General features: G+C 62.9%; 17 protein-coding genes. 7 read left to right on the top strand and 10 right to left on the bottom strand.

Annotated features, from left to right (window positions below; genetic code table 11):
- The first annotated feature begins 28 nt into the window (after positions 1-28).
- Complete coding sequence (locus QRN70_RS03390; protein ID WP_285415801.1) at positions 29-298, top strand: hypothetical protein; 270 nt, start codon at positions 29-31, stop codon at positions 296-298.
- Positions 299-363: 65 nt separating this feature from the next.
- Here the strand turns inward: QRN70_RS03390 and QRN70_RS03385 are convergent, their stop codons facing one another.
- On the bottom strand, positions 364-885 hold the full coding sequence (locus QRN70_RS03385; protein WP_285415800.1) for a DUF4142 domain-containing protein: 522 nt from the start codon (positions 883-885) through the stop codon (positions 364-366).
- Between the two features lie 205 nt (positions 886-1090).
- On the opposite strand from QRN70_RS03385, the gene QRN70_RS03380 reads away from it, so the two are divergent.
- Together QRN70_RS03380 and QRN70_RS03375 are read left to right on the top strand one after the other, a co-directional pair.
- A complete protein-coding gene (locus QRN70_RS03380) occupies positions 1091-1333 on the top strand; it encodes a DUF465 domain-containing protein (protein ID WP_285415799.1) in 243 nt (80 codons plus the stop codon).
- A gap of 109 nt (positions 1334-1442) precedes the next feature.
- A complete protein-coding gene (locus QRN70_RS03375; RefSeq protein WP_285415798.1) occupies positions 1443-1613 on the top strand; it encodes a hypothetical protein in 171 nt (56 codons plus the stop codon).
- Between the two features lie 65 nt (positions 1614-1678).
- Here the strand turns inward: QRN70_RS03375 and QRN70_RS03370 are convergent, their stop codons facing one another.
- From QRN70_RS03370 to QRN70_RS03345, 6 genes are all read right to left on the bottom strand, one after another.
- A complete protein-coding gene (locus tag QRN70_RS03370) occupies positions 1679-2755 on the bottom strand; it encodes an SMP-30/gluconolactonase/LRE family protein (RefSeq protein ID WP_285415797.1) in 1077 nt (358 codons plus the stop codon).
- A complete protein-coding gene (locus tag QRN70_RS03365; protein WP_285415796.1) occupies positions 2752-3897 on the bottom strand; it encodes a sterol desaturase/SRPBCC family protein in 1146 nt (381 codons plus the stop codon). The genes QRN70_RS03370 and QRN70_RS03365 overlap by 4 nt, the downstream gene beginning before the upstream one ends.
- A 121-nt stretch (positions 3898-4018) precedes the next feature.
- A complete protein-coding gene (locus tag QRN70_RS03360; RefSeq protein WP_285417998.1) occupies positions 4019-4882 on the bottom strand; it encodes a LysR family transcriptional regulator in 864 nt (287 codons plus the stop codon).
- Positions 4883-4972: 90 nt separating this feature from the next.
- Complete coding sequence (locus tag QRN70_RS03355) at positions 4973-6691, bottom strand: hydrogenase maturation protein (RefSeq protein WP_285415795.1); 1719 nt, start codon at positions 6689-6691, stop codon at positions 4973-4975.
- 303 nt (positions 6692-6994) lie between these two features.
- Positions 6995-7312 (bottom strand): SCP2 sterol-binding domain-containing protein, encoded by a 318-nt coding sequence (locus tag QRN70_RS03350; RefSeq protein ID WP_007967870.1) that lies wholly within the window; start codon positions 7310-7312, stop codon positions 6995-6997.
- A 48-nt stretch (positions 7313-7360) separates the two neighbouring features.
- On the bottom strand, positions 7361-8071 hold the full coding sequence (locus QRN70_RS03345) for a histidine phosphatase family protein (protein ID WP_285415794.1): 711 nt from the start codon (positions 8069-8071) through the stop codon (positions 7361-7363).
- A gap of 205 nt (positions 8072-8276) precedes the next feature.
- On the opposite strand from QRN70_RS03345, the gene sohB reads away from it, so the two are divergent.
- Positions 8277-9299 carry a protease SohB gene (gene sohB / locus QRN70_RS03340; protein ID WP_285415793.1) on the top strand — a complete coding sequence of 341 codons (1023 nt, stop codon included), beginning with the start codon at positions 8277-8279 and terminating at the stop codon, positions 9297-9299.
- A gap of 197 nt (positions 9300-9496) precedes the next feature.
- Complete coding sequence (locus tag QRN70_RS03335) at positions 9497-14377, top strand: NEL-type E3 ubiquitin ligase domain-containing protein (RefSeq protein WP_285415792.1); 4881 nt, start codon at positions 9497-9499, stop codon at positions 14375-14377.
- Positions 14378-14442: 65 nt separating this feature from the next.
- Here the strand turns inward: QRN70_RS03335 and QRN70_RS03330 are convergent, their stop codons facing one another.
- Positions 14443-14937, bottom strand: coding sequence for a DUF934 domain-containing protein (locus QRN70_RS03330; protein ID WP_285415791.1), 495 nt, complete (start codon positions 14935-14937; stop codon positions 14443-14445).
- Positions 14921-16579 carry a nitrite/sulfite reductase gene (locus QRN70_RS03325; RefSeq protein WP_285415790.1) on the bottom strand — a complete coding sequence of 553 codons (1659 nt, stop codon included), beginning with the start codon at positions 16577-16579 and terminating at the stop codon, positions 14921-14923. The genes QRN70_RS03330 and QRN70_RS03325 overlap by 17 nt, the downstream gene beginning before the upstream one ends.
- 524 nt (positions 16580-17103) lie before the next feature.
- On the opposite strand from QRN70_RS03325, the gene QRN70_RS03320 reads away from it, so the two are divergent.
- A complete protein-coding gene (locus tag QRN70_RS03320; protein WP_285415789.1) occupies positions 17104-18177 on the top strand; it encodes an ABC transporter substrate-binding protein in 1074 nt (357 codons plus the stop codon).
- Between the two features lie 6 nt (positions 18178-18183).
- Here the strand turns inward: QRN70_RS03320 and QRN70_RS03315 are convergent, their stop codons facing one another.
- Positions 18184-18402 carry a DUF2970 domain-containing protein gene (locus tag QRN70_RS03315; RefSeq protein ID WP_285415788.1) on the bottom strand — a complete coding sequence of 73 codons (219 nt, stop codon included), beginning with the start codon at positions 18400-18402 and terminating at the stop codon, positions 18184-18186.
- A gap of 164 nt (positions 18403-18566) precedes the next feature.
- On the opposite strand from QRN70_RS03315, the gene QRN70_RS03310 reads away from it, so the two are divergent.
- Positions 18567-23813, top strand: coding sequence for a leucine-rich repeat domain-containing protein (locus QRN70_RS03310; RefSeq protein ID WP_285415787.1), 5247 nt, complete (start codon positions 18567-18569; stop codon positions 23811-23813).
- The last annotated feature ends 59 nt before the right edge of the window (positions 23814-23872 follow it).

Here is a 23872-nt window from a genome sequence, read left to right as displayed (position 1 = left end):
CGGGCTTGATTCGATGAATGAGGTGCGTATGAACGAGCAATCGACGCAACAGCAGAACCCTTCCGCCGAACCGATCAATCGCAACGATCCGGCGATTGACCCGCAGGTGCCAGGGCAACCGGCGCCGACGCAACAACAGGGCGAGGGCAAGCAGGCGCAAAGTGCCGATCCGGCGGTGGACCAGAAGAACCAGCACACCGACAACGACAATGAGTTCAGCCCCGGCTTCAAGCCCGAGCCGGATCGGGCCCAGCCCGGTGATGACACCGACGCCGACATCGACACCGACGGCGGTTAGTCGCTGCATAAACAAAGAGGCCGCATCGATCGATGCGGCCTCTTTGTTTATGCAGTGCAGGAAATTTACTTGCTTGGATGCTTGGCTTGCAGCTCTTTGGCCTGGGCCAGGTGTTTTTCCAGCGCCGGGAGCATTTTCTGCGCGAAGGCTTTCAGTTCCGGGGCGCCTTTGACCTTGTCGTCGGTCACGGTGTTGGCTTCTTTCTTGAACAGCTCGATGGTCTCTTCGTGGGCCTTGACCTGATTGTTGGCGTAGGCTGCGTCGAAGGATTCATCGCGCATGTCGAGGATCTTTTCCTTGGCCTGTTTGACCAGGGTGGTTTCGTCGGGAACCTTGATGTCGTTGGCCTTGGCGATGCTCGCCAACTCATCGTTGGCCTTGCCGTGATCGGTGATCATCATGTTGGCAAATGCCTTGATGTCGGCCGAGGAGCTTTTTTCCAGCGCCAGGCGGCTGGTTTCGATCTCGGCAATGCCACCGGCTGCGGCGTCGTCGACAAAACTGTTGGAAGTGGCAGCGAAGGCGCTGCCCATGCCGCAGCTCAAAGCGACAGCGAGGGCCAGGTGACGCAGGTTGAATCCGTCCATTGATGTTTCTCCACGCAGGTTGTTGTGAGCGTTGTTCAATGGAGCGACGCGCAGCGGCAAAGGTTTGATCGGATTTGCCAAAGGACGACGAACGGCCACCGCTGGTCAGACAGGAGGTCGACAGAACCCGACAACCGAGGCCATTCTGATAACTGGCTGGCGCAATCAGTCGCGCTGGCTGCCGATCAATTGACGGAGGTGTTCCATGCCGGTTTCCCATGACCTGTTCCAGGATTTGAAGATATCGAAGGAAGAGATCCAGCAAAAACGCACCGAGGATCCATTTCTGGATTCATTGATCAACAAATACGCCCAGGCCGACGCCGAAGTGGTCAAAGCGGAAACCGCCACGTCGGACGCGCCCAGTGACGATGTGCTGAAGAAACTCAAGGAGAAGCGTTTGCTGGTCAAGGACAAGATCGTCCAGCAATTGCAGGCGCGTTCCTGAGCATCGGCTGATCCGCCGACCATCGGTGGCGGATCCTTTTGAACGCCGTGACCACCTGGCACCTCGAATGTTCAGAGTCCGAATTCATCGACTCCTTGCGAGGTGCCCCATGGCCGATCCGAAATTCCCCAGCGAACAACAGGGTGCATTCGACCCGGTTCCGACCCATCCCGAACCCAACAGTCCGGCGCACACCACGGCCTATCCCGAAGAAGAGCCGGAACCGGATCAGTTGCCGACGGATGAAGATCCGGAAAAATTCGACAAGTCGAGTAACTGAGGCAGTGCCGGCAAGCCAGCGTGTGCAGGCGCTGGCTTGCCTGCGATAGCGGGCATCCTCCTGGGTTACTGCAACGCGTCCGCCAACGGCAGCCGCGCCATGTGCGTGGCTTTCAGCGAGCCGAAATACAACCAGTCGCCATACTCTCGCGCCGTGGTAATCGGCGAGTAATTGCCGTTGCTCGCGTCCTGCAGATTGGCGATGACCTTGCCCTCCAGGTCCAGGCCCAGCACGAAGCCGCGCTTCTCCACCGGTTTGGGCAATACGGTGAGGGCACGCACGATCATCTTGCGCACGAACGGATGCGCGGCAGTGCCATCGAGCAACGGATTGCGCGGCGCATACAGCGCCACCCAGAAGCGCTCGCGACCGTTGAAGGCGAGGTTGTCCGGCAGTCCCGGCAGGTTGTCGATGAACAGGTCATGCGTGCCGGCCTTGGGCCCGGTCAGCCAGTAACGGCTGATGCGGTAGGCTCCGGTTTCGTTGACCAGCACATAGGCGTCGTCAGGGCCGAGGGTGACGCCGTTGGCAAACTCCAGTTTGTCCAATAGCACGCTGGTCTTGCCGGTCTGGAAGTCGTAGCGCAGCAGGCGCCCGTCGCCACCGTGCTCGATGATGGCCTCGCCGTCGTGACCGTAGCCCCAGCGACTCGACGCGTCGCTGAAGTAGGCGTAATGCCCGGACTTGTCGATCGCCACGTCATCGGTGAAACCGAAGGCCAGGCCATTGGCGGCGGTGGTCAATGCCACCAGTTGCCCCTGGGCATCGAGCGACAGCAACCCCTTGACGCCATCGGCAATCACCAGCAGACCATTGGGGTGCCGCGCCAGACCAAGGGGACGGCCGCCGGTGTCGGCCAGCACCTTGCGCTGCTGACCGTCGAGGCTGCTCTGGATCAGGCGCCCGTCATGCAGCCCGGTGATCAGCAAATCGTTTTCCAGCAACAGAGCCTCGGGCCCTTCGATGTCGCTCGGGCCGATCCGCTCCACGCGCTTGAGCCGTTGGTTATCGGCGTATACCCCCTCGGTCAGCGACGGTGCCGGTGGCGGCGTCCAGGCCACGGGCTCGACGCGGGTCGGCAGCAACAACAGGAATGCCACAACGACGATGATCAGCAGCCCCACGCCCTGAAGCAGCTTCATGCGCTGGCCCGCACGGAGGCCAGGGACTGCACCGCTCGCTCACGCAGGGCGAGCATCGAGGCTGCCGACTCGCGCTCGATGCGCCGTTTGAGCAGCAACTGATTGGCCACGCGCATGGCCAGGCCCTCGAACCGGTAATCCAGGGTGCGGATGAACCGCGTGCCACTGCCCTCAGCCGAACACTCATAGGTCAGCAGCAACGATAGGCCGTGATCGCCCTGGGCCCGCGCGCACCAGCGCCGACCGGGCAGGTACTCGGTCACTTCCCATCGCAGGTGCCCCGAGCGGCCGCCGGCATGGATGTCCTCGGCGAAGCGTGCACCGGCATGCAGCGGCCCGGCGGGGCCCTCGATCTTCAGCGACGACGGGTGCCATTCCGGCCAGCGAGTGACGCTGGCCGCGTAGGTGAGGACGGCAATCGGCTCGCCGGCGATGTCGATCTGGTGCTGCATGCGGGTCATGGGCGTTCTCGAAAGGCTCAGCGGCGTGGGTTCCGGTTCCCAGTAGAGGGTGCCGAACAGGTAGTCCATCAATGGCAGGACGATATTGAAATTGCGCTCCTGCATGCGCTCGCGGCGGTGATGCAGCTCATGCAGGCGGCGCATCTGGCGAATCCACGGCAGGCGGGTCAGCGGATTGCTCGCCGGCAAATGTTCGAGCGCGTGAAACACTTCATAGGTCAGGTAACCGAGGACCATGCAGGCGCCGAACAACCCGGCGACGTTGGTATTGACCTGCGCGATCAGCCACCACAAGGGCAGGGTGATGACCAGGGTGTGCAGCACGATTAGCCACGCCGGGAACAGGATCACCCGCCAGTCGCGGGCGCTGTCGTAGGTCATGTGGCCGGAAGTGAAAAAACTGTGATGGTCGCCGGCGTGGCGGGCGTAGAACATTTTCGCCAAGCTTTTCTTGTGATGCCCCAGGTGCCGGTGCACCGCGTAGACGCCAGCGTTGAACAGCAGCAGGGTCAGCGGCACGGTCAGCCATTCCAGCGCCTGCACCCGGTGCACAGCGCTGCAGAAGGCGCCGATGGCCAGGAGGCCGAACAGCATCACGAAGGTGCCGTGCAGCCACGGGTTATAACGCCGATGGATGGCGGCGCGGTAGCGGCTGCGGAACGCTTCGGTGGTCTGCCTCACTGCGGTCACCTGCGGGATTGTTGTTATCCCAGCAGCGTAGCCGATCCCGCGTCGGCGGCAGGGCCAACCTTGAGGACACAAATGCCATCATTCGGTGCAAAGCGGTCGTGGGCGCCCGGACTCAGCTCAACGGATTCCAGCGTTGCGACCAGTCGTCATCGGCGCGGATCACTTCGCGCAGCAGGTCGAACGCCTGTTGCAGGGTCGCCGAGTCCCGGTCGCGCGAATACACCAGGTAGGTCGGATAGCCGAACTCCGGCGCTTTGGTCACCGTCTCCAGCGCGCCGCTCTCCAGGTAGGTGCGAACCACGCGGGTGCGGAAATAGCCGCTGCCGCCGTTTTCCAGAATGTATTGCAGGGCCAGCGGGCCGAGATTGAAACCCAGCGCCGCCTTGGCTTTTTCCGGCAGCGCGGCGTCGTGCTGGCGGCGGAAGTCCGGGCCCCAGTCGATATAGACGTAGGGATCGGGGCGGTCCGGGGTACGCACCAGAATCAGTTTTTCTTCCAGGACCTGCTCGACCTGCAGGCCTGGCCAGTATTCCGGCTGGTACACCAGCGCGGCGTCGAGCACGCCGAGTTCGAGCTGGCGCAGCAGGTTCTCGCCGTCGCGGATTTCCATGCGCAGGGCGTGGCTGGGAATTTTCTCGCGCAGCTCGGCGGCCCAGCTGAGCATCAGCGGATTGCACAGGCTGACTTCGCCGCCGATGTGCAGCACGTCGCGATAGCCCTCCGGCAGCGGCAGGTCGCGGCGCGCGGCTTCCCAGGTCTGCACCAGTTGGTTGGCGTAGACCACGAAGGCCTCACCGTTGGGCGTCAGTTTGGCCCCGGCGCGGTTGCGCACGAACAGGGTGCTGCCCAACTGGCTTTCGAGCTTCTGCACGCGGGCGGTGATCGCCGTTTGCGTGACGAACAGCTTCTGCGCCGCCGCCGCGAGACTGCCGTGACGGACGATTTCCAGAAAGGTACGGGCGAGGTCGATGTCCATGGGCGGGCCGATGCATGAGGTGCGCGCATTGTAAGGGCTGGGCGGCAACGCGTCATCGGTCATAACGGCGCTTGGCCCAGCCCTTCGCGGTCACCGCGCCAGTTCAACCTCACGCACGCGCGCCCAGTCCGCCACCAGCCGCGCTGGCGTGCCGCAGACCTTGCGCTTGTAGACGAAGTGGCGGCACTTCTCGGCAAACTGACTGCGGTTGTACAGCATGTCTTCCTGCATTTCCTGCAGTTCGTTTTCGCGGCATTGCTGGATCAGCACCGTGTCGACGCGCAACTTGCGTTCGCGAATGGCGGCGTAGGTCGGATCGGTCAGCGCGGCATTGGCCCTTTGCAGCAGCCACAGCGCGAACTCGTCCGGGCAGCGCGGGCCGACTTCCTGGATCATGCCCAGTTGCAACGCCTGGCCTGCGCTGATCGGCAGGCAAGCCTGGGTCAACTGCTCGGCCATGGCCGGGCCGACAGCGCGGGGCAGGCTGTAGGTCCAGTATTCCGAACCGTACAGGCCCATGCTCCGGTAGTGCGGGTTGAGCACGATGTCGGCGCGGGCGAACACGATATCGGCGGCCAGGGGCAGCATCACTCCGCCTGCCCCGGCGTTACCGGTGATGCCGCTGACCACCAGTTGCCGCGCGTTGAGCAGTTCGGCGCAGACGTCGTCGATGGCCTGGATATTGGCCCAGGCCTCGGCCCCCGGATCTTCGGCAGCCTGAATCACGTTCAGGTGCACGCCGTTGCAAAAGCTGCCGCGGCCGCCGCGAATCAGCAGCACCTGGGTGTCGCGGGCCTTGGCCCAGCGCAAGGCCTCGACCATGCGTTGGCACTGCTCGGTGCTCATCGCGCCATTGTAGAACTCGAACGTCAGCTCGCCGACGTGACCGCACTCTCGGTAACGCAGTGGCTGATAGGCCTCGGTGCTGAACGGCGCATGGGCCACCGACCAGTCCAGCAGCGGCACCCGCGCCAGTCGCTCGGCCAGGACATGCCGCGCCGGGCGCTTGAAGGTTTCTTCGCCGGGTTGCGGTTTGCGCCGCAGCGCGCCGATCCACAGGCTGTGATCGCCGGTCGCCACCAGCACTGCGTCGTCATGCACCGCAAGGATTTCACCGGGCACGCCGCTGCGCTCGTCAAGGTGGGCGTCGTACACGTAGTACTGAGCGCCGGCGAGGCTGGCCAGCACACCGGGCTGCCCGTCTGCGGCATCGATGCAGCGCTTGATGAAGCGCGCGCAGTCATGCCAGCTGAAGCTGCGGTCGTCCTGTTTCATGTTCGGCTGCAAGTGTCCGCGCACGTTCGGATCGGCGTAGTCCAACGCCACCGGGACGAAGCCGTCGACGAATTTTTCCACGACTTCGCGAATGCAGCGCATGCCTGCGTCGCTGACCCGGCCGTTGTACAGCTCGGACTTGCGCAGGCCCGCCGGCAGGTTGAATTCGCAGGTGGCCCAGACCGGCCCGGCGTCCATTTCCTCCACCGCTTGCAGCGCGGTCACGCCCCAGGTCGGCAGCTCGCGGGTGATCGCCCAGTCCAGTGCACTGGCGCCACGGTCACCGACGATGCCGGGGTGAATGATTACCACCGGGCGCTGCGGGTTGCTCCATAACACCTGGGGGACACGGTCCTTGAGGAACGGGCAGATGACCAGGTCGGCGCCGCTGTGTTCGATTTGCGCGCAGACCGCGGCTTCGTCGGTGAACAGCACCACGCTGGGTGAATGCCCGGCCTGGCGCAGTTCCAGCCAGGCGCGTTGCGTCAGGCCGTTGAATGCCGACGACAGTAGAATAATCTTGAGTGATCGCATGTTTGCTCTTCCTTGCAGGGGATAGCCGCTGGCTCCCGGGAGCCGTCCGTGGCTTTCGATGGAGACGCAAGGTTAGAGAGGGCTGTGGCGCGCACCACTGATCGAGGTCAACGTTGTGTCAGCCAATGTTGCCGAGGCGATCAACTGTCTTATGCATCATCGTTTGCGTGGGGTGATTTCTTGTTGCTGCAGTGCTCGGTGTGCAGCTGGCGCCGTTTACCCAGGCCAAGACGCACGAATCCCGCCACAGGGGCGGGATTCGTGGGGTAATCCGGCAGGCTTCGCATGGGCGAAGCCGCGGTATTACGAAGGGAACAGCTCGGACAGTTTCATCGACAGCATCATGTCGCCTTCAACGCGCAGCTTGCCGCCCATGAATGCTTGCATGCCATCGGTTTCGCCGCTGACGATGTCTTTCAGGGTTGCACTGTCCAGCACCAGGGTGCAGTTGGCGTCGGCGTTTTCGCCTTCCTGAATGTCGCAAGTGCCGTCTTTGACGATCAGGGCGTAGTGCTTGTCTTCGTCAGTGATGTTGAAACCGAAGACCAGATCCAGACCGGCAGCAGCGGCTGGGTTGAACTTGGCTTGCATTGCTTTTACGGCATCGGCTACGGAGGTCATTGTTCGATCCTTTTGGGTTGATTGCAGCAGGGTCACAGTAATCCGGACTCAGCGGAAAGTGATGAGTTCCGGGGCCTTCAACAATTGCAGGTGCGCATGACTGTTGAAGGAAGCCAGGGCCACCTCGCGGCCGCGGAATTTCAGCTGGTTGAGCGAGGTGTTGACGATTTGCCAGTTCAGCTCGAATGCCTGGCTGGCCGGCATCCGGGTAATCAGGTGGAGCAGGGCGGTGATGGTTCCGCCCGAGGTGAACACGGCGATTTTCTGGGTGTTGTCGGCTTGTTCGAGGATGCGCTGCAGACCGGCCTGCACGCGTTCGACAAAGCCCAGCCAGCTCTCCAGGCCCGGGGTGTCGTAGGTGCCGGCCAGCCAGCGTTCGATGATCAGGGCGAAGATGCGCTGGAACTCGCCACGGTTCTGCGCGGCGTTGCGCAGGATGTCGAGCGCTTCCGGCTCGTCCGCGAGCATTGCCGGCAGCAGCGCACGAATCACCGCATCGGCGTCGAACTCGTTGAACGCGGAATCGATTTCCAGCGGCGGTATCGCCAGACCCGCCGCAGCGAGCTGTTCCAGCGCACTGTTGGCGGTGTGTTGCTGGCGGCGCAGGTCACCGGACAGGCAGCGGTCGAAGCGGATCCCCAGCTCGGCCAGGTGGCGACCGAGGATTTCTGCCTGGCGCACACCGGTCGGCGAGAGAACGTCATAGTCGTCTGCACCAAAGGAGGCCTGGCCATGTCGAATCAGATAGATGCTGCCCACGTCCGCGTCATCCCGGTACGTTGAAGGTTGAGGCGAGGTTATGGGGATGCAGGTGAGCTGTCAATGAAAAAACATACGCTTGTTTGAAATGCCCGTTACAGGCCTGTTGCCAGAGGTTTCACGGCTGGCCGATGAAGCGGCGCATGGGTATGCTGGCGTTATCCCGCGTGTGTTACACGACCGCGCATCGTTTGAAGGAGTCCCTGTGGAGTTTTTGACTGAATATGCCGGTTTCCTGGCCAAGACCGTGACCCTGGTCATCGCCATCCTGGTGGTGCTGGCCAGTTTTGCTGCGCTGCGCAGCAAGGGCCGGCGCAAGTCGGCTGGCCAGTTGCAGGTCAGCAAGCTCAATGATTTCTATAAAGGCCTGCGCGAGCGCCTGGAGCAGACCCTGCTCGACAAGGATCAGCTCAAGGCCCTGCGCAAGGGCCAGGCCAAGTCCGAGAAGAAGCAGAAGAAACATCCCGAAAGCAAACCACGGGTATTCGTGCTGGATTTCGACGGTGACATCAAGGCGTCGGCCACCGAGAGCCTGCGTCACGAAATCACTGCGCTGCTGACCCTCGCCACGCCCAAGGATGAAGTCGTGCTGCGCCTGGAAAGCGGTGGCGGCATGGTCCACAGCTATGGCTTGGCTTCGTCGCAACTGGCGCGTATCCGCGAGGCGGGCGTACCGCTGACCGTGTGCATCGACAAGGTCGCGGCCAGCGGCGGCTACATGATGGCCTGCATCGGCGAGAAGATCATCAGCGCGCCGTTCGCCATTCTTGGCTCGATCGGCGTGGTGGCGCAGCTGCCCAACGTCAACCGTCTGCTGAAAAAGCACGACATCGACTTCGAAGTCCTGACCGCCGGCGAGTACAAACGCACGCTGACCGTGTTTGGCGAAAACACCGAGAAGGGCCGGGAAAAATTCCAGGAAGACCTGGACATCACCCATCAGCTGTTCAAGAACTTTGTCGCCCGCTATCGCCCGCAGCTGGCCATCGACGAAGTGGCCACCGGTGAAGTCTGGCTCGGTATCGCCGCGCTGGACAAGCAACTGGTCGACGAACTCAAGACCAGCGACGAATACCTCGCCGACCGCGCCAAACAGTCCGAGGTCTACCACCTGCATTACGCCGAGCGCAAAAGCCTGCAGGAACGCATCGGCATGGCGGCCAGCGGTTCGGTGGATCGCGTGCTGCTGAGCTGGTGGAGTCGTCTGACCCAACAGCGTTTCTGGTAAGCGCAACAGGGGGCTGGCCCGTGGCAATCACGGACCAGCCCCCTGGCATTTGCCCTGGCGCAATGTGCGCTACATAGTTGTTTTTGCGCCTCGAATTGTTGTTGCTTGCAGCCGTTCATTCATCAGCTATTCGCGCTTTTTCCAGGTAAATCCCACCCTTAAGCTGGTTGTTCCCAACTGCTTCAAGGTGGTTTTACATGGAAGTCAAATCAAGCAGTACCAAGGTGCCGGCGATGACACCTGCCGAGCAGGGTGTCTTCTTCGATCTGTTGAAGAGGCAGATTCCGGCCTGGCTGCTCGAAGCGCCCGAGAATGTCCGTACCGCGCTGTATAAAAGCCTCAAGGCCAGCTATCGGTCACGCAGTGCCGCGCGTGAGGAAATGCGCGCCTTCAAGTCCCCGGAAAATTACTGCTCGCCGCTACTGGCCAAGGCAATGTCCGACAAACTGGGCAAGCCCTTGCAGGTCGAAGGCGTGGTTTTCCAGCATGTGCGCTCCACTTCCAGCCTGCTCGGGTTGCGCAAGAAGCTGGTGCTGCCGATCAATCGCGACCTGCTGACCGCCGCCTGCGAGAACTTCGAAGCCAGCGAAACCAAGGCGCAGAATTACCACGACAGTTCCTTGATCTACATCCCCGAACAGATCACCGGCCGGGCCAACGACATCCTGTCGATCCAGCCCCATGAGTTTGCCCAGCTGTGCCGCACGCTCGATCTCGGCAAAAGCTACCAGGGCCATGTCACTGCGCTGTTCGGCACCGCAAGCCAGACGGGTAGCCTGCAGGAAAAATCCTTGGCCTATGCCCGCGACCGTTTTGAAGTCGAACGCCACGTGGCTTACCTGCAGAAGCACATCAGTGCCGATGTCTATGCAATGCTCGAAGCCGTCAGGGAGCGGCAACCGACAATCACCCTGGGCAGCAATACCCTGGGTCTGCAGCGTCTGGAAATGCTCGACACGCAGCTGCATGGCCCGATGTTCATCGGCCCGGTCAGCGAACGCAAGGATGAAGATTACCGCTGTGTGGTCTACCTGCCGGGCGATCCGCTGCATCCGTTGAAAGAGTACGCCTCGTTCACCCACTTCGAAGTCGAGCTGAGTAAACGCCTGCGCGACGCTGAGTACCTCAGGTTCTTCAAGCGCTTCATCCGGTTGCAGGATCGCAGCGGCTTTGTCACGGCGCTGTCTGAACGCCTGTTGTCCCTGAGACATCCCAGCCTGCCCGCGGACAAGGCCTACGCGGCGATCACCGGTGTCGATCTGCGGGAGGCGCAGAAGCACGATATGTTCCTGGCGATGTTTCAGCAGCACGCCGAACAGGTGCGGGCCGATGCGCGATTGCTGGTGGTACCGACCGACGACGAGGACGAGAAGACTCGTCTGGCGAGGCTGGAGACGTACAAGGTAATAGGGCTGAACACCATGTTGTTCGTGGCCTCGTTCGTCCCGGTGATTGGCGAAATCCTCCTCGCCGTGGCCGGTTACCAGATGCTGAAAACCATCTATGAGGGGCTGTCCAGCTGGGCCGCGGGCGAGCAGGAACAGGCCACGGACTACCTGTTCGATACTCTTGAAAACCTGATCGTGATGGCCACGTTGGCGGCGGGCGGCAAAGTGGTGGGCGCCGCTTACCGCGCGGTGAGGGCGTCGGAGTTTGTCCTGCGCCTGCGCACCGTGCCGATTGCCCCGGGGGTGCTGCGTCTGTGGAACGCCGACCTGAGCGCCTACCGCCTGCGGCACCGGCTGCCCCGCAACATCCGGGTGGACGAGCGCGGCCTGGTCTGGCAACACAATGCCCGTTACCTGCGCATCGGCAAGGACCATTACGCCGTGCATCCCCGGCAGGATAGCGACGCCTGGGAGGTGCAGCACCCGCGGCTGTCCGGACGTTATTCACCGGTGCTCGAAACCAACGGTGTCGGGGCCTGGCGGCACGATTCGGAGCTGGCCGAGGACTGGAACCTGCTGACACTGTTCCGTCGCCTCGGCTACCGTCAGGAGGAGGTGCCCGATGCCCAGGCCCTGCAGATTCTTGCCGCCATCGGCGTCGACGAGCAGCCCTTGCGCCAGCTGTTCGTCGAGCCACGCAGGCCGATGGCGATCCTCGCCGATACCGTCAGGCGCTTTCGCGCCGATACCGCCGTGAATCAGTTCATCCAGCAGATACGCGATCCTTTGACCGCCTACACGGCCGATGCCGATCTGCAATTGTCTCTCCTGGTGGCCGACGCAAAATGGCCAAAAGAGCTGGCCGTGAGTGTTGTCGATATTCTCGGCAGCGAGCTGCAGCGCTATGGCCGAACGAGCGCCACGCAGACGCTGAAACTGCCCCAGGCGCTGGTCGACAAGGGCGAATTTCATGCAGCGCTGGTGACCGCCCTGGACACGCAGCAACGTTCGCGATTGCTCGGCGAAGGGCTCAGCGACCAGGCCAGTCAGGTTGCGCGGCTCACCGAATTGATTGCTGACAGCGCCGGGCGGTCGCGCCTGGAGCTGTTCAACCGTCTCGATCGGCGCACCGATCGGTTGGCCGAGCCCAATGCCGAACCGGTGCGCAAGGCGTTTGCCGGATTGCCGGCAAGCGTCGCCGATGAACTGGCACTCAATGCCGACGCCGGGGAATGGCAGGAGCTGGAGTCTGACAAACTGCCGCTGCGCCTGGCGGAGGAGGCTCGCCGTTATGCCCAGGTCGTACGCCTGAACCGCGCCTATGACGGCTTGTATCTGGATGCGGCCAATGGCCTGGGCAGCGATCTGGTGGTGCTCGATGCGCTGGCCAATCTGCCGGGTTGGCCCGACGATGTGTCGATCGAAATCGTCGAGTGGGCGGTGCCGTCCGAGGAACGGGCGAAGATCGGCACGGCGAATGCGCCGCAGCGGATTTACATCGAAGCGTTCCGCGACCGTTATGAAGCGTTCGATGGCAATGACAAGGCCTTGGCCAGCCATCCCGCACGCACCCGTGCGCTGTTTTTTCAGACGCTGTGGGAAAGCCTGCCCGTGCACGCGCGAAAAGCGCTGGGGGTCGAGACCAATGATGGCGGGGTCGGTCTGCGCCAGAAAATCACCTCGCTGGCCTTGCAGCGGCGCGCCGCGTTCGCCCGTCTGCTTGAGGACAACACGCTGCGCGAAGGCTATCGCTCGCCCATGGGCCTGGCCGATCGTCTGGTCGAGCGCTCCGTGTGGCTGACCGAGCCACCGCCGGATGCGCGGCCAGCATGGTCGCCGGTGCTTATCCGACGCGCCCGCGAGCTGTTTCCCTCGCACTCGCTGACGCAAATCAAGCACTTCCTGATGACTCTGGAGCGTGACGAGGTGCTGGCGATCCGCACTCTGGAGAGCCTGCGCCAACAGTACCTGACGCTGCGCAATACGCTGGAGCAATGGGTGCATCGCGAAACCCATTATCAGCTCGACGAGGGGCCGCGACGCACAGTCCCCAGGCACAGCAAGGCACGCGCTGCGCAGGCTATTCTCCGGGCCTGGCGCCGCGAGTCAGACGCAGCCTGGCAGGCGTCGCAGATGCTCTACGGGCTGACACTGGATGCGCAGCCGTTGGGTGAGTTGCCGGTGCTGGTCGGCGATTTTCGTCACATCGGTGCGCTGGAGATGAACAACGTCGGGGCCAGTGCCGGGCTGAATGCGTTTCTGCATAACTTCATCAACCTGCATGCCTTGAGCCTGACCGGCAACGGCCTGACCCGCGTACCCCAGGCCATTGCCGCGATGCCACGGTTGACGCAACTGGACCTGAGCAACAACCGGATTCTGCTGACCGCCGACGCCGCAACCCAGCTGGGTGCGAAGGAGCATCTGCAATCGCTGAACCTGAGCTTCAACCCCGCTCTTGGCCGTGTGCCGAACGTCACGGGGCTGCGTCGCCTGCGTCATCTCGCCCTGCGCGGCACCGGGATCAGCCAGTGGCCGGTCGGGGTGGATGCGCTGGCCGAACTGCAGACGCTGGACCTGCGCGACAACCGGATCGCGACCCTGCCGGCCTCGCTGTTCAAGGCCCGCCCCGAGCTGAACCGTGGCACCAATGTCGATGGCAATCCGCTCTCGGTCGCGAGTCTGCAGGCGATCAGCGCGTATCAGCAATCCAGCGGCATCAGCCTCGGCGTGATCACTGCCGATTACATCGATCCGCCTTCATTGCTGCCGCGCTCCGACACGCAAGGCGCGCAGTGGGTAGCCGGTCTGTCGAGTGCCGATGTCGAGCGCATGCAACTGACCTGGTCGGCGCTGGCGGCGTATCCAACGTCCAGGGATTTCTTCCTGGTGCTCGAGCAACTGCGCAACACCGCTGATTACACCCGTCAGCATTCGCTGCTCGCGACGCGCGTATGGCACGTGCTGCAGGCCGCAGCGGAGGATGACGACCTGCGCAATTCGCTGTTTCGCATCGCGCGCCTCGGGCGGGTCAGTGCCAGCGACAGCACCCGGGTCTTCAGTGATCTTGAGGTGCGCGTGCTGAGCTATCGCGCCGTGGTGGCGGCGCGCACCGGCGCGCAGTCCCTGGAGGGCGAACTGGTGCGCTTGCTGCGCGGCCTGTTCCGCCTGCAGGAGGTCGAACGTCAGGCCTCGATTGAGATCGGCAGTCGCGCCCTGAGCGGTTCGATCAACCGCCAGCAGGCACTGGAATTGAGCCTGATTTACCGGGTCAGGTTGGCGCAACGCCTCGATCTGCCGGCGCAACCGCGGGCCATCACCGTGCAGCTGGACGTTGAGGTCAGCGAGGAACAACTGGAAAAGGCCTACGGTGAAGTGGCGAAGGCGGAAAACACCCCGGCGTTGCTGGCATGGATCAATCAACAGGGGTTCTGGACGGAGTATTTGCACACCACTTATCAGCAGCAGTTCGTCGGCGTCATTGAAACTACGGCCGACGCGCTCGCGCGGGTGGATGCACAGAGTGGCCTGCCACGCGCCGAGGCGACCCGGCGGATGAATGCCATCTACGAAAATTTCCGGAATGAAAACCTCAGGCTGCGCCAGGCACTCACGGCGCAGGCACTGGCTCGCCATCCCGGTCTGGCCGTTCCCGCCAGCAAAGCGTCAGGCAGTCGACCCCAGGGTTGAGGAACAGAAAAGGGCAGGGAGGATGAAGCGCCTCGAGCCCGGGTGTCCGGGCTCGAGGTGCGCGATCAACGGCGACGGAACAGCGGCAGCGGTTCGTCAGTGGCGGCCTGATAGGTCACCGAGAAGTCCTGGAGGCTTTCCAGGGCGTCGTACGGGTCTTTGTCGGCGCGCAGGGCGAACGCATCGAAACCGCAGCGGCGCATGTAGAACAACTGGTCGCGCAGCACATCGCCAATGGCCCGCAGTTCGCCTTTGAAGCCGTAGCGGTCGCGCAGCAGACGCGCGTTGGAGTAGTTGCGGCCGTCGGTGAACGCCGGGAAATTCAGGGCGATCACCTGGAACTGCGCGACGTCGTCACCGATTTCCTCGGCTTCTTCATCGGCGTCCAGCCACACACCCAGGCCGCCGTCACGGGCCTTGAGGGCGTGGGCGTGCTCACGCCACAGGGCCAGCGGCACGATCAGGTCGTCGCAGTTGGAAATGCCGTCGAGGGTCGCGTCCTTGGGCAGCAGGTGCCAGGTTTCGTCGACGACTTCGTTGTTCTTAATGATTCGCTGCATAGACGCGTTCCTTGAAGAGGTCGATGCCAATACGCTGGTAGGTGTCGATGAAACGCTCGTCTTCGGTGCGTTGTTCAACGTACACGTCGATCAGCTTGGAGATCACATCCGGCATGTCTTCCTGGGCGAAGGACGGGCCGAGGATCTTGCCCAGGCTCGCGTCACGGCTGGCGCTGCCGCCGAGGGACACCTGGTAGAACTCTTCACCTTTCTTGTCCACCCCGAGAATGCCGATGTGACCGACGTGGTGGTGACCACAGGCGTTCATGCAACCGGAGATGTTCAGGTCCAGCTCACCGATGTCGAACAGGTAATCGAGGTCGTCGAAACGGCGCTGGATCGATTCGGCGATCGGGATCGACTTGGCGTTGGCCAGGGAGCAGAAATCACCGCCCGGGCAGCAGATGATGTCGGTCAGCAGGCCGATGTTCGGGGTGGCGAAACCTTGCTCGCGCAGCTCGCCCCACAGGGTGAACAGCTGGCTCTGCTCGACGTCGGCGAGAATGATGTTCTGCTCGTGGGACGTGCGCAGTTGTCCGAAACTGTAGCGCTCGGCCAGGTCGGCGACGGCGTCGAGCTGCTTGTCGGTGATGTCGCCCGGGGCAACGCCGGTCGGCTTCAGCGACAGGGTCACGGCGACATAGCCCGGCTTCTTGTGCGCCAGGGTGTTGCGGGTGCGCCAGCGGGCGAAACCCGGGTGTTCCTTGTCGAGTTCGGCCAGCGCGGCGTCCTGGTTGTCCAGGGCCTTGTAGTCCGGGTCGACGAAGTGCTTGGCGACGCGGTGCAGTTCGGCTTCGGTCAGCGTGGTCTGGCCGCCGCGCAGGTGTTCCATTTCCGCATCGACTTTCTGTGCAAAGACTTCCGGCGTCAGTGCCTTGACGAGGATCTTGATCCGCGCCTTGTACTTGTTGTCACGACGGCCATAGCGGTTGTAGACCCGCAGGATCGCATCGAGGTAGCTCAGCAGGTCCTGCCATGGCAGGAACTCGTTGATGAAGGCGCCGACCACCGGGGTACGGCCCAGACCGCCACCCACCAGCACGCGGAAGCCCAGCTCGCCGGCTTCGTTGCGCACTGGCTCCAGGCCGATGTCGTGGACTTCGATGGCCGCACGGTCAGCGGTCGAACCGTTGACGGCGATCTTGAACTTGCGTGGCAGGTAAGCGAATTCCGGGTGGAACGTGGTCCATTGACGGACGATTTCGCACCATGGGCGCGGGTCGATCAGCTCATCCGCAGCGACGCCGGCGAACTGGTCGGTGGTGACGTTGCGCAGGCAGTTGCCGCTGGTCTGGATCGCGTGCATCTGCACGGTGGCCAGTTCGGCGAGGATATCCGGGATGTCTTCCACGGCTGGCCAGTTGAACTGGACGTTCTGCCGGGTACTGATGTGGGCGTAGCCCTTGTCATAGTCGCGGGCAATCTTGGCCATCATGCGCACCTGACGCGAAGTCAGCTGGCCGTAAGGCACTGCCACCCGCAGCATCGGCGCGAAGCGCTGGATGTACAGGCCATTTTGCAGGCGCAGGGGGCGGAATTCTTCTTCGCTCAGCTCACCTGCCAGATAGCGTCGGGTCTGATCACGGAACTGCTTGACGCGGTCCTCGATGATCCGCTGATCGTACTCGTCGTATACGTACATATAAGTCCTGTTCTCAGGCTTGGGTCACTCGGAGGGGCACTCGCGTTTTCGCTTTGCCGCAGTCCAATATGCCTCTGCAATTCTGCGCGCACGGCCGCGCACTCCCAACGGAGCCGGGGCAATATACCCGTTTGCGTTTATGCGCAAAAGTGATGTTTGAGTATATGTAAAGAACCAAATCGCCTAACGAGAACGGCTATCAACTAACCCACATTTGTCGTGCGGACAATCATCGTCTTAACTGTGGTCGAGTCTTTCTGCAATCACCGATAAAACCGACAAGAGGCGATGCAATGAGCAATCCAACCAAAGCAAGGAAAAGCGATAGCAGCGTTGATGCCTGGGCGATTCTGTTTTTGATCATCCTGGTCGTTGGCACAGCGGTATTCTGGGTCAGCCACCAGTAAACGACCTCTCCGGGCCCGCCACCGACGATTGTCGGACAAAAGGCGGGATCAGGCGCTAATGGCCGGCGTTCTCAAGGCTATAATGCGCGGCCGTTTTTCCCTGGGCCCGGATGCTTCATGCGCAAGATCTTTCATTTCAGCCTGCTGCTGTGCAGCGTTGCCTTCGGCAGCGGCGCACGGGCGGAGTCCGTGCTGTTCCTCAATCCCGGCTCGACCCGGGAAGCGTTCTGGGTGAGTTACTCGCAATTCATGCAGGCCGCCGCCCGCGACCTGGGCATTGATCTGCAGATTCAGTATTCCGAGCGCCAGCCCGAACTGACCCTGGCCCAGGCCCGCGTCGCCTTGCAGGGCGAGCATCGTCCCGACTACCTGATGTTCGTCAACGAGCAATATGTGGCTCCGCAGATCCTGCGCATGGCCAGCCAGAGCGGGGTGAAGCTGTTTATCGTCAACGCCGCGCTGACCCCCAACCAGCAAAGCCTGGTCGGCGAGCGTGCCGACCGGATCGGCAGCCTGGTGCCCAATGACGAGGAGGGTGGCTACCTGATGATGCAGGAGTTGATTCGCCTGCACCCGCCGGTGGCGCCGGGCGAACGCATCGAGCTGCTGGCGTTCTCCGGGCTGAAAATCACCCCGTCGGCGCAGCTGCGCGAAAAAGGCATGCAGCGCGCACTTGCCGAGCATCCGCAGGTGCAGTTGCGCCAGCTGGTCTACAGCGGCTGGACCCAGGAGCGGGCCTATGAACAGGCGCGGCAGTTGCTGGGGCGCTATCCGAAGGTGTCGCTGGTGTGGTCGGCCAACGACGAGATGGCCTTCGGCGCGATGCGTGCCTTCGCCGAGGCCGGCAAGGTGCCGGGCAAGGACGTGCTGTTCAGCGCGGTCAACGCATCGCCGGCGGCGCTGCAGGCCAGGCTCGACGGTCGCCTGAGTGCCTTGCTCGGCGGCCATTTCACCCTCGGTGGCTGGGCCTTGGTGGAAGTGCATGACCATGCGCAGGGCGTCGACCTTGACCAGTACGGCGGCCGCGACCGGCAGATCCCGTCGTTGCAGCTGATCGACCGCGAGCAGGCCCGGCAGCTCCTGGCCATGGGTGCGGCGCCGGACTACGGCGTGCCGTTTCGCAAGCTGTCGGCGAAGGGGCGGCCGCCCACGTACCGTTATCCGTTCAACCTGCAGATGCTGATGCACTGACGCGTATCAGACGCCTGCCAGATGCAGCACCAGTTTGACGATGGCAAACAGCGTCAGGGCGAACAGCGCGGTGAACGCGATCCCGAGGATCACGAAATGGCTGGGCTTGCCATGGGTGAAATCCCTGGCCCGGTTCTTGCCGCTTTGCACCCCGAACGCGGCCGCCATGACGCTGTGCAGCATCTGCCAGAAGCTTGGCGGTTTGTTGTCGACTGGATCGTCCATAAATCCCTCGTCTTGAAGTGGGCCCTGTGAGCATAGCCAATCCTGCGTTGACTGCCGTTCACGAAACGCCTTGTAAAGCGATGGACGGGACCCGGATAACTATCTACCGCAAACCGCGACGCCCCGAATGATCTGCTGAAGCTCCCATTTTCAGGAGCGAGAGCATGTCCGAATCTCTTCCGTCCGCGCCTCACGGCGAACACCGACACGTGACCCGCAGCATTCACGCGCCGTTGCTGGAACAGTCGATCCCGGATTGGCTGAACCAGGCGACAGCGCAGCATCACGAGGGATTGCGGAACACCCACGCGCCGCTGCCGCCGTGGTATCGCAAGGCTGCCAGGCAGCAGCGCAAGGCGTTCGATGAAAGCCTCGCCGCCAGCTTCAACGCGCAGAGCCGATTCGCTCGGACGATGGCCGATCTGCACGATATCCATGCCTTCGCCGGACCCCTGCTGGCGCGCAAGCTACGCGATATGTTCAGCGTCGAGCTCGACCTCGACAACACGTTCCTGCTCCTGGTCCAGGCGATCGAGGCGGGGATCTGGGGGATTGAAGTCGGCACCTTCGAAGTGTCGCGGATGTCCCTGCTGCAAGCCGCGCTGCACAACTTCGAAGCGGCGGAGGGCGAACACGGCGCCTTTCACCGATCGTCGGCGTTCTACCGCAGGAATGGCTCGTCGGGCTGGCAGGAGGCGATCAGCCCGTCGATGTCGGTTCGCCAATTCATTCAAGCCTGTCGCGCGCTGGACATCGGTGCGCAATATCAGCAGTACCTGAAGCGTTTTCTCTACCCGCAAAGCAGCGTGGAGTTACAGAACCTGCGCGAACAATTCATTGCCGTGCAGAAAACCGCTCTGCGTGCGGCGGCTGAGCGAGCGCTGTTGCAAAACGATATCGAACCGCAGGATCACGCCTCGATCCTGGCGATCATCGATGGCCAGTTACAACCGTGCCAAGGCGAGAAACGTATCTGGTTCTGCGAGTTGGGCTTGATGAAACGGCGTTTGAACGGCTGCCTGTGCCTGGCGATTGGCGCAAGGTTCGAGGCGCCGACCGAACTGCTGCTGTACATCCCCGATGATCCATACCATCCGCTGAAACGCTACCGGGCCGAGCACCTGGAAAGCGCGCTCAGGCAGCGCTTCACCCAACACCAGGCCAGCTCGGCCGAGCACTCGGGCGCTGCGGCCTACCAGCGCTTCTTCAGCCGCTTCGTACCTTATGCCGACCGTGCGTACTATTTCAGCCAGTTCACCTGCGACGCCGCGGATGCGACGTTCGTCAGCAAGTATTGGTCCTACCTGCGGCTGCTCAATGATTGGCTCAATGGTTTCAGCCCGCTGCCCAGCGTTGCGCTCAATCATTTGCCGCCCGCGCCTGCGATCCGCCAGGTGCCCAGCGCAGACCCTTTTCTCGCGCCGGTGTGCATGCCGTTCAAGGGGCGGTTTTTCTGGGATGACAATATTGATCCGTGGGATTACCTGTTCGAACGTCATCGCGAGCAGATGATCGACGACGCGCGAAGCTACGCCGTGCCGTCGGCGGAGATCGATGCCCGGGTGCGCAAGGCGTTGTTCGCCAAGCTGTTGGGTATCGGCATGCTCGCGTTGAACACCTTGTCGATGTTCGTGCCGGTGCTGGGTGAAACGATGATGGCGGTGATGGCGTGCCAGTTGCTGGAGGAGTCCATCGAAGGCGTGGTCGAGTGGAGCGAGGGCGACCGCAAGGCGGCTACCGCGCACTTGGCCGACATCGCACAGAACCTGCTGTTGCTCGGGCTCATGGCCGGTGTCGGCAAAGGGTTCGACCGGCTGTTGGCGGCGGATGCGACGCCCGTCATCGAGGATTTGCACCCGGTCACCTTGCCCGACGGCAGCCGCCGACTTTGCCGCGCCGAACTCGATGGATATGAAATGCCAGGGCCGTTCAATCCACAGACCGGGCCCGATGCGCAAGGCCGGTACGAGTGGGACGGCAAAACCGTCATCCGCATCGACGGCCGGGTGTACGAGCCGTTCTACGACCCTGCCCAGGCGTGCTGGCGCATCCGCCATCCCGTTGACCCGCAGGCCTATCAGCCGATGTTGACCCACAACCGTGCCGGCGCCTGGCGCCACACCCTGGAAAATCCGCTGGGCTGGAGCCGGATCCAGCTGTTGCGGCGCCTGGGACACGTCGCCGATGCCTATTCCGACTCGCAACTGCTGCAGATCGCCGATATCAGCGGCGTCAGCGACAACGCGTTGCGCAGGGTGCACCTGGACAATCGGCTGCCGCCGCCCGAGCTGGTCGATGCGCTGCGTCTGTTCGACGCCGACCGCAGTGTCGCGCAGGTGCTCGAGCAGATCGTCGGCGAGCGCGCTATCGACGAACGCTACCTGCTGGCTTTGCACCTGGTCAGCGAGTTGCCGGGCTGGCCTGCCGGGCGGATTGTGCAGGTCTTTGAACATCCGCGTCTCACCGGCCCGCGGATCGAATACGGCTTCGATCGCCTGACCGCCGACACACCGCGCAAACCGCCGATCCGCATGAGTCGCTTCGATGTGCTCAGTGGGGAATTGCCGATGCGTGTCCTGGCGGCATTGGAAGAGTCCGAGGTAATCGCGTTGCTGGGACCGGAGCTGGCCCGGGACCGGGGCTGGCGACCGCAGGCGCTCCGGGACCGGATTGCCGCTTACGCCCAGACTCGTCGGCCGGCGCTGTTCGACAGCCTTTATCGCCGCAATGCCACGGCAGACCCTTGGGTCACCAAGTTGCAACGGGTCTTTCCCGGGCTCAGTGACGCAGCGGCGCAAGAGATACTGGCCCACGCCGATGCGCCCGACCTGGCTACCCTGCATACCAGCGGTCGGGTGCCACATGCGATGCTTGAAGAGGCGCGCTGGTATGCGCGACGCGGGCGCCTGACGCGCACGCTCGCCCAGCTGCAAATGGACAACATGCTCTCGGCCGACACTCGACGCCTGGCCTTGCACACCTTGAGCCGGTTGCCGGGGTGGACCGACGATGTGCGTCTGGAAGTGCGCGTCGGCCACATCGCAGGGCGTCTGCTCGACGCCATTGGCAGCGAGACCGCTGGCCTGCGCGGCTACGTGGTGAAAAAAGGCCCGGTCTATCAGGCGTTCAATGAGCGCGGTGAAGCATTGAATGCGCCGTCGGCGTCGGCGGACAATTTCTACGCCTCGGTCATGCAGGCCTTGCCCGCCGCCACTCGACGGGCGCTTGGCGTGGCGCAGGCGGGGCAGAGCCTAGCGCTGCAGCGAGCGATCCGTGTCTACGCCACCGAACATGTCGCCGACAGCGCCGCAATCCTCGCGCCCCACGGGCCGGGGCGACGGGCGTTCGTGCCGCCGCAGCGGATCAGGGAACACCTGCTGGGCTACCCGACCAGCGGTGAGGGCGCGGCCGGTGCCGCGGGCCTGAACACCGCGTTGGTGGTGCGGATTCAGCAACTCTACCCGGGCCTCAAATTTACCGGGGCCAATGGCTTTCTACTCAACCTGCTGCGGGCTGGCAAAACCGAACCGCAGATCCTGCAGTTGCTGGAAGAGCTTCGCCAGCAATGGTTGAGCCTGCGCAACACCCTGGATACGTGGGCCGAGTGGGGGAGTAACCTGCGACAGAAAAGCCTGGTCGTGCTGAACCTGAAAGTTGCCTGGCGCAACGGGCCTCTGGCCGAAGAAAAGCCAGCGTTACGCCGTCTCGAACTGATCAGCGACGAACCGTTGCCCGCACTGAGCGTGGATTTTCCCCACATTTCGCTGTTGCGCCTGCGCCTGCCCAACTCCTCCGAGGCGCAAATACGTGACTTGCTGGTGCGTTTTCCTGAGCTCAAGTACCTCGACCTGCGCGACAGTCGCTTGATCGTCGACCCGATACCTGCCGAGAACGCTGCCGGGTTAGTCGAACTCGACTTGTCCGGCAACCCGTTGTACTGGCTGGATGTCGCGTCGATGTCGAACCTGCGCACCCTTATCCTCAAGGACACGCGAATGCAGTCCTTGCCGCACGGCGCGGAACATCTTCCGCACCTGAGCTGGCTGGATTTGCGCAACACGCTGATTCGCGAGCTGCCGCCGGGGTTCCTGGCGCGCGATGACATGCTGCTCAACTGCAATCTGGCGGGCACTACACTGACCCCGCAAACCTGGCTCGAGCAGCAGATTGCCAACTATCGCTACGAAGTCGCCCATGGCCTGCCCCATGGCGCACTGGAGCGATTTCACCTGGAGCAAACGCCTGAAATCGATACGCAGCCCATCGAGAACGGCACGCTGCTGGCCAGCCGATTGTTGCCGTTTCCGCCGGAGCTGCCAGCCAGCGAGAACCTGCCGTCGTTTATCGAGCGCCTGCAAAGAATCGATGCCGAGTTGAATGAGGACGAGGCCCGGCAAGTGATCCAGCGACTGCGTGACGGTGCCAGCGACGAACAGGTCAATGCGCGTCTCAACCACTGGGGCGAGCGCTTCGCCGCGCTCACCCGGCAACTGAACGGCTGGGTGTTCTCGCGCCGCAGCGGCAGTCCGTTGTACGGAGGGCGCTGGTCATCGTCGCAGGGGCGCAGTGAAGCGGCGGCTCGCATCATCGCCTGCTGGAAAAAAGGCCTGGCGGGGGAGGCGGTCGGCGACGCGCGGGTCCTCGATCTGGAGGCTGTTCATGGCCTGGGCGCACTGCCTGCACTGCCGCCGGAGTTCACTCATGTCGAGGCATTGAATCTGCGCGGGAATGCTTTCAATGAGGCCGACCTGCAGGGGTTTCTGCCGGCGTTCCCCCGGTTGCGCTGGCTCGAACTGGGCCTCAATGACCTGAGCAGCGTGCCCCAGGCCATCGCCGACATGCCGGTACTGGAGGAGCTGGGCCTGTCCGCCAACCGCTTTGCCGATATGCCGTCGCTGGTCCGGCAATTGAGCCATCTGGCGCACTTGCGTTGGCTCAAGTTGAACTACAACCGTTTCAAAGTGTTCGACGGCCCGGTCCTGCAGGCATTGCCGGGCCTGCAACGGCTGGAGTTGAGCTACAACCAGTTGAACCGCTTCGTGGGGCCGGTCAGCCACGCGCTGCAACGCCTGCTGTTAACCGGCAATAGCTTGGCGGAGTGGCCCGACGGTGTCCTGCAGGCGCCCAATCTCGAGTACCTGGGCCTGACCGGCAATCCGATCGCCGAGATTCCCGTAGAGGCCTTCGATGGCAGCCACGATCGCTTGCTGGCGGGGACGCGTATGTCCAGCGACCAGCGCCACCTGTCCGCAGACAACCTGCTGCGGATCAGAGCGTATCTGGACCGGGTGGGTGGAACCCGCGCGCTGGGCATCAGCCGACAGAAACTGGAGAAATGGATCGCCGCTGACCAACGGCAAGTGTCCGACGACACGGACCTCGATACGTCCACGGACGATTCGCAGAAGTAGCCCGCTGCCACCTGCGACGGCCTGCAGGCCCGGTGCCGTTGGAGCGACACCAGGGGCTT

This window comes from Pseudomonas sp. efr-133-TYG-5, assembly GCF_030209175.1.
GTDB lineage: Bacteria > Pseudomonadota > Gammaproteobacteria > Pseudomonadales > Pseudomonadaceae > Aquipseudomonas.
The sequence above is the reverse complement of the archived record's forward strand: the minus strand, read 5'-3'. Positions and strand labels throughout refer to the sequence as shown.

Bases quoted from the DNA above. Each gene is read 5' to 3' on its own strand.
- QRN70_RS03390 (WP_285415801.1), top strand. From the start codon at position 29: ATGAACGAGCAATCGACGCAACAGCAGAACCCTTCCGCCGAACCGATC.
- QRN70_RS03385 (WP_285415800.1), bottom strand. From the start codon at position 885: ATGGACGGATTCAACCTGCGTCACCTGGCCCTCGCTGTCGCTTTGAGC.
- QRN70_RS03380 (WP_285415799.1), top strand. From the start codon at position 1,091: ATGCCGGTTTCCCATGACCTGTTCCAGGATTTGAAGATATCGAAGGAA.
- QRN70_RS03375 (WP_285415798.1), top strand. From the start codon at position 1,443: ATGGCCGATCCGAAATTCCCCAGCGAACAACAGGGTGCATTCGACCCG.
- QRN70_RS03370 (WP_285415797.1), bottom strand. From the start codon at position 2,755: ATGAAGCTGCTTCAGGGCGTGGGGCTGCTGATCATCGTCGTTGTGGCA.
- QRN70_RS03360 (WP_285417998.1), bottom strand. From the start codon at position 4,882: ATGGACATCGACCTCGCCCGTACCTTTCTGGAAATCGTCCGTCACGGC.
- QRN70_RS03355 (WP_285415795.1), bottom strand. From the start codon at position 6,691: ATGCGATCACTCAAGATTATTCTACTGTCGTCGGCATTCAACGGCCTG.
- QRN70_RS03350 (WP_007967870.1), bottom strand. From the start codon at position 7,312: ATGACCTCCGTAGCCGATGCCGTAAAAGCAATGCAAGCCAAGTTCAAC.
- QRN70_RS03335 (WP_285415792.1), top strand. From the start codon at position 9,497: ATGGAAGTCAAATCAAGCAGTACCAAGGTGCCGGCGATGACACCTGCC.
- QRN70_RS03330 (WP_285415791.1), bottom strand. From the start codon at position 14,937: ATGCAGCGAATCATTAAGAACAACGAAGTCGTCGACGAAACCTGGCAC.
- QRN70_RS03325 (WP_285415790.1), bottom strand. From the start codon at position 16,579: ATGTACGTATACGACGAGTACGATCAGCGGATCATCGAGGACCGCGTC.
- QRN70_RS03320 (WP_285415789.1), top strand. From the start codon at position 17,104: ATGCGCAAGATCTTTCATTTCAGCCTGCTGCTGTGCAGCGTTGCCTTC.
- QRN70_RS03315 (WP_285415788.1), bottom strand. From the start codon at position 18,402: ATGGACGATCCAGTCGACAACAAACCGCCAAGCTTCTGGCAGATGCTG.
- QRN70_RS03310 (WP_285415787.1), top strand. From the start codon at position 18,567: ATGTCCGAATCTCTTCCGTCCGCGCCTCACGGCGAACACCGACACGTG.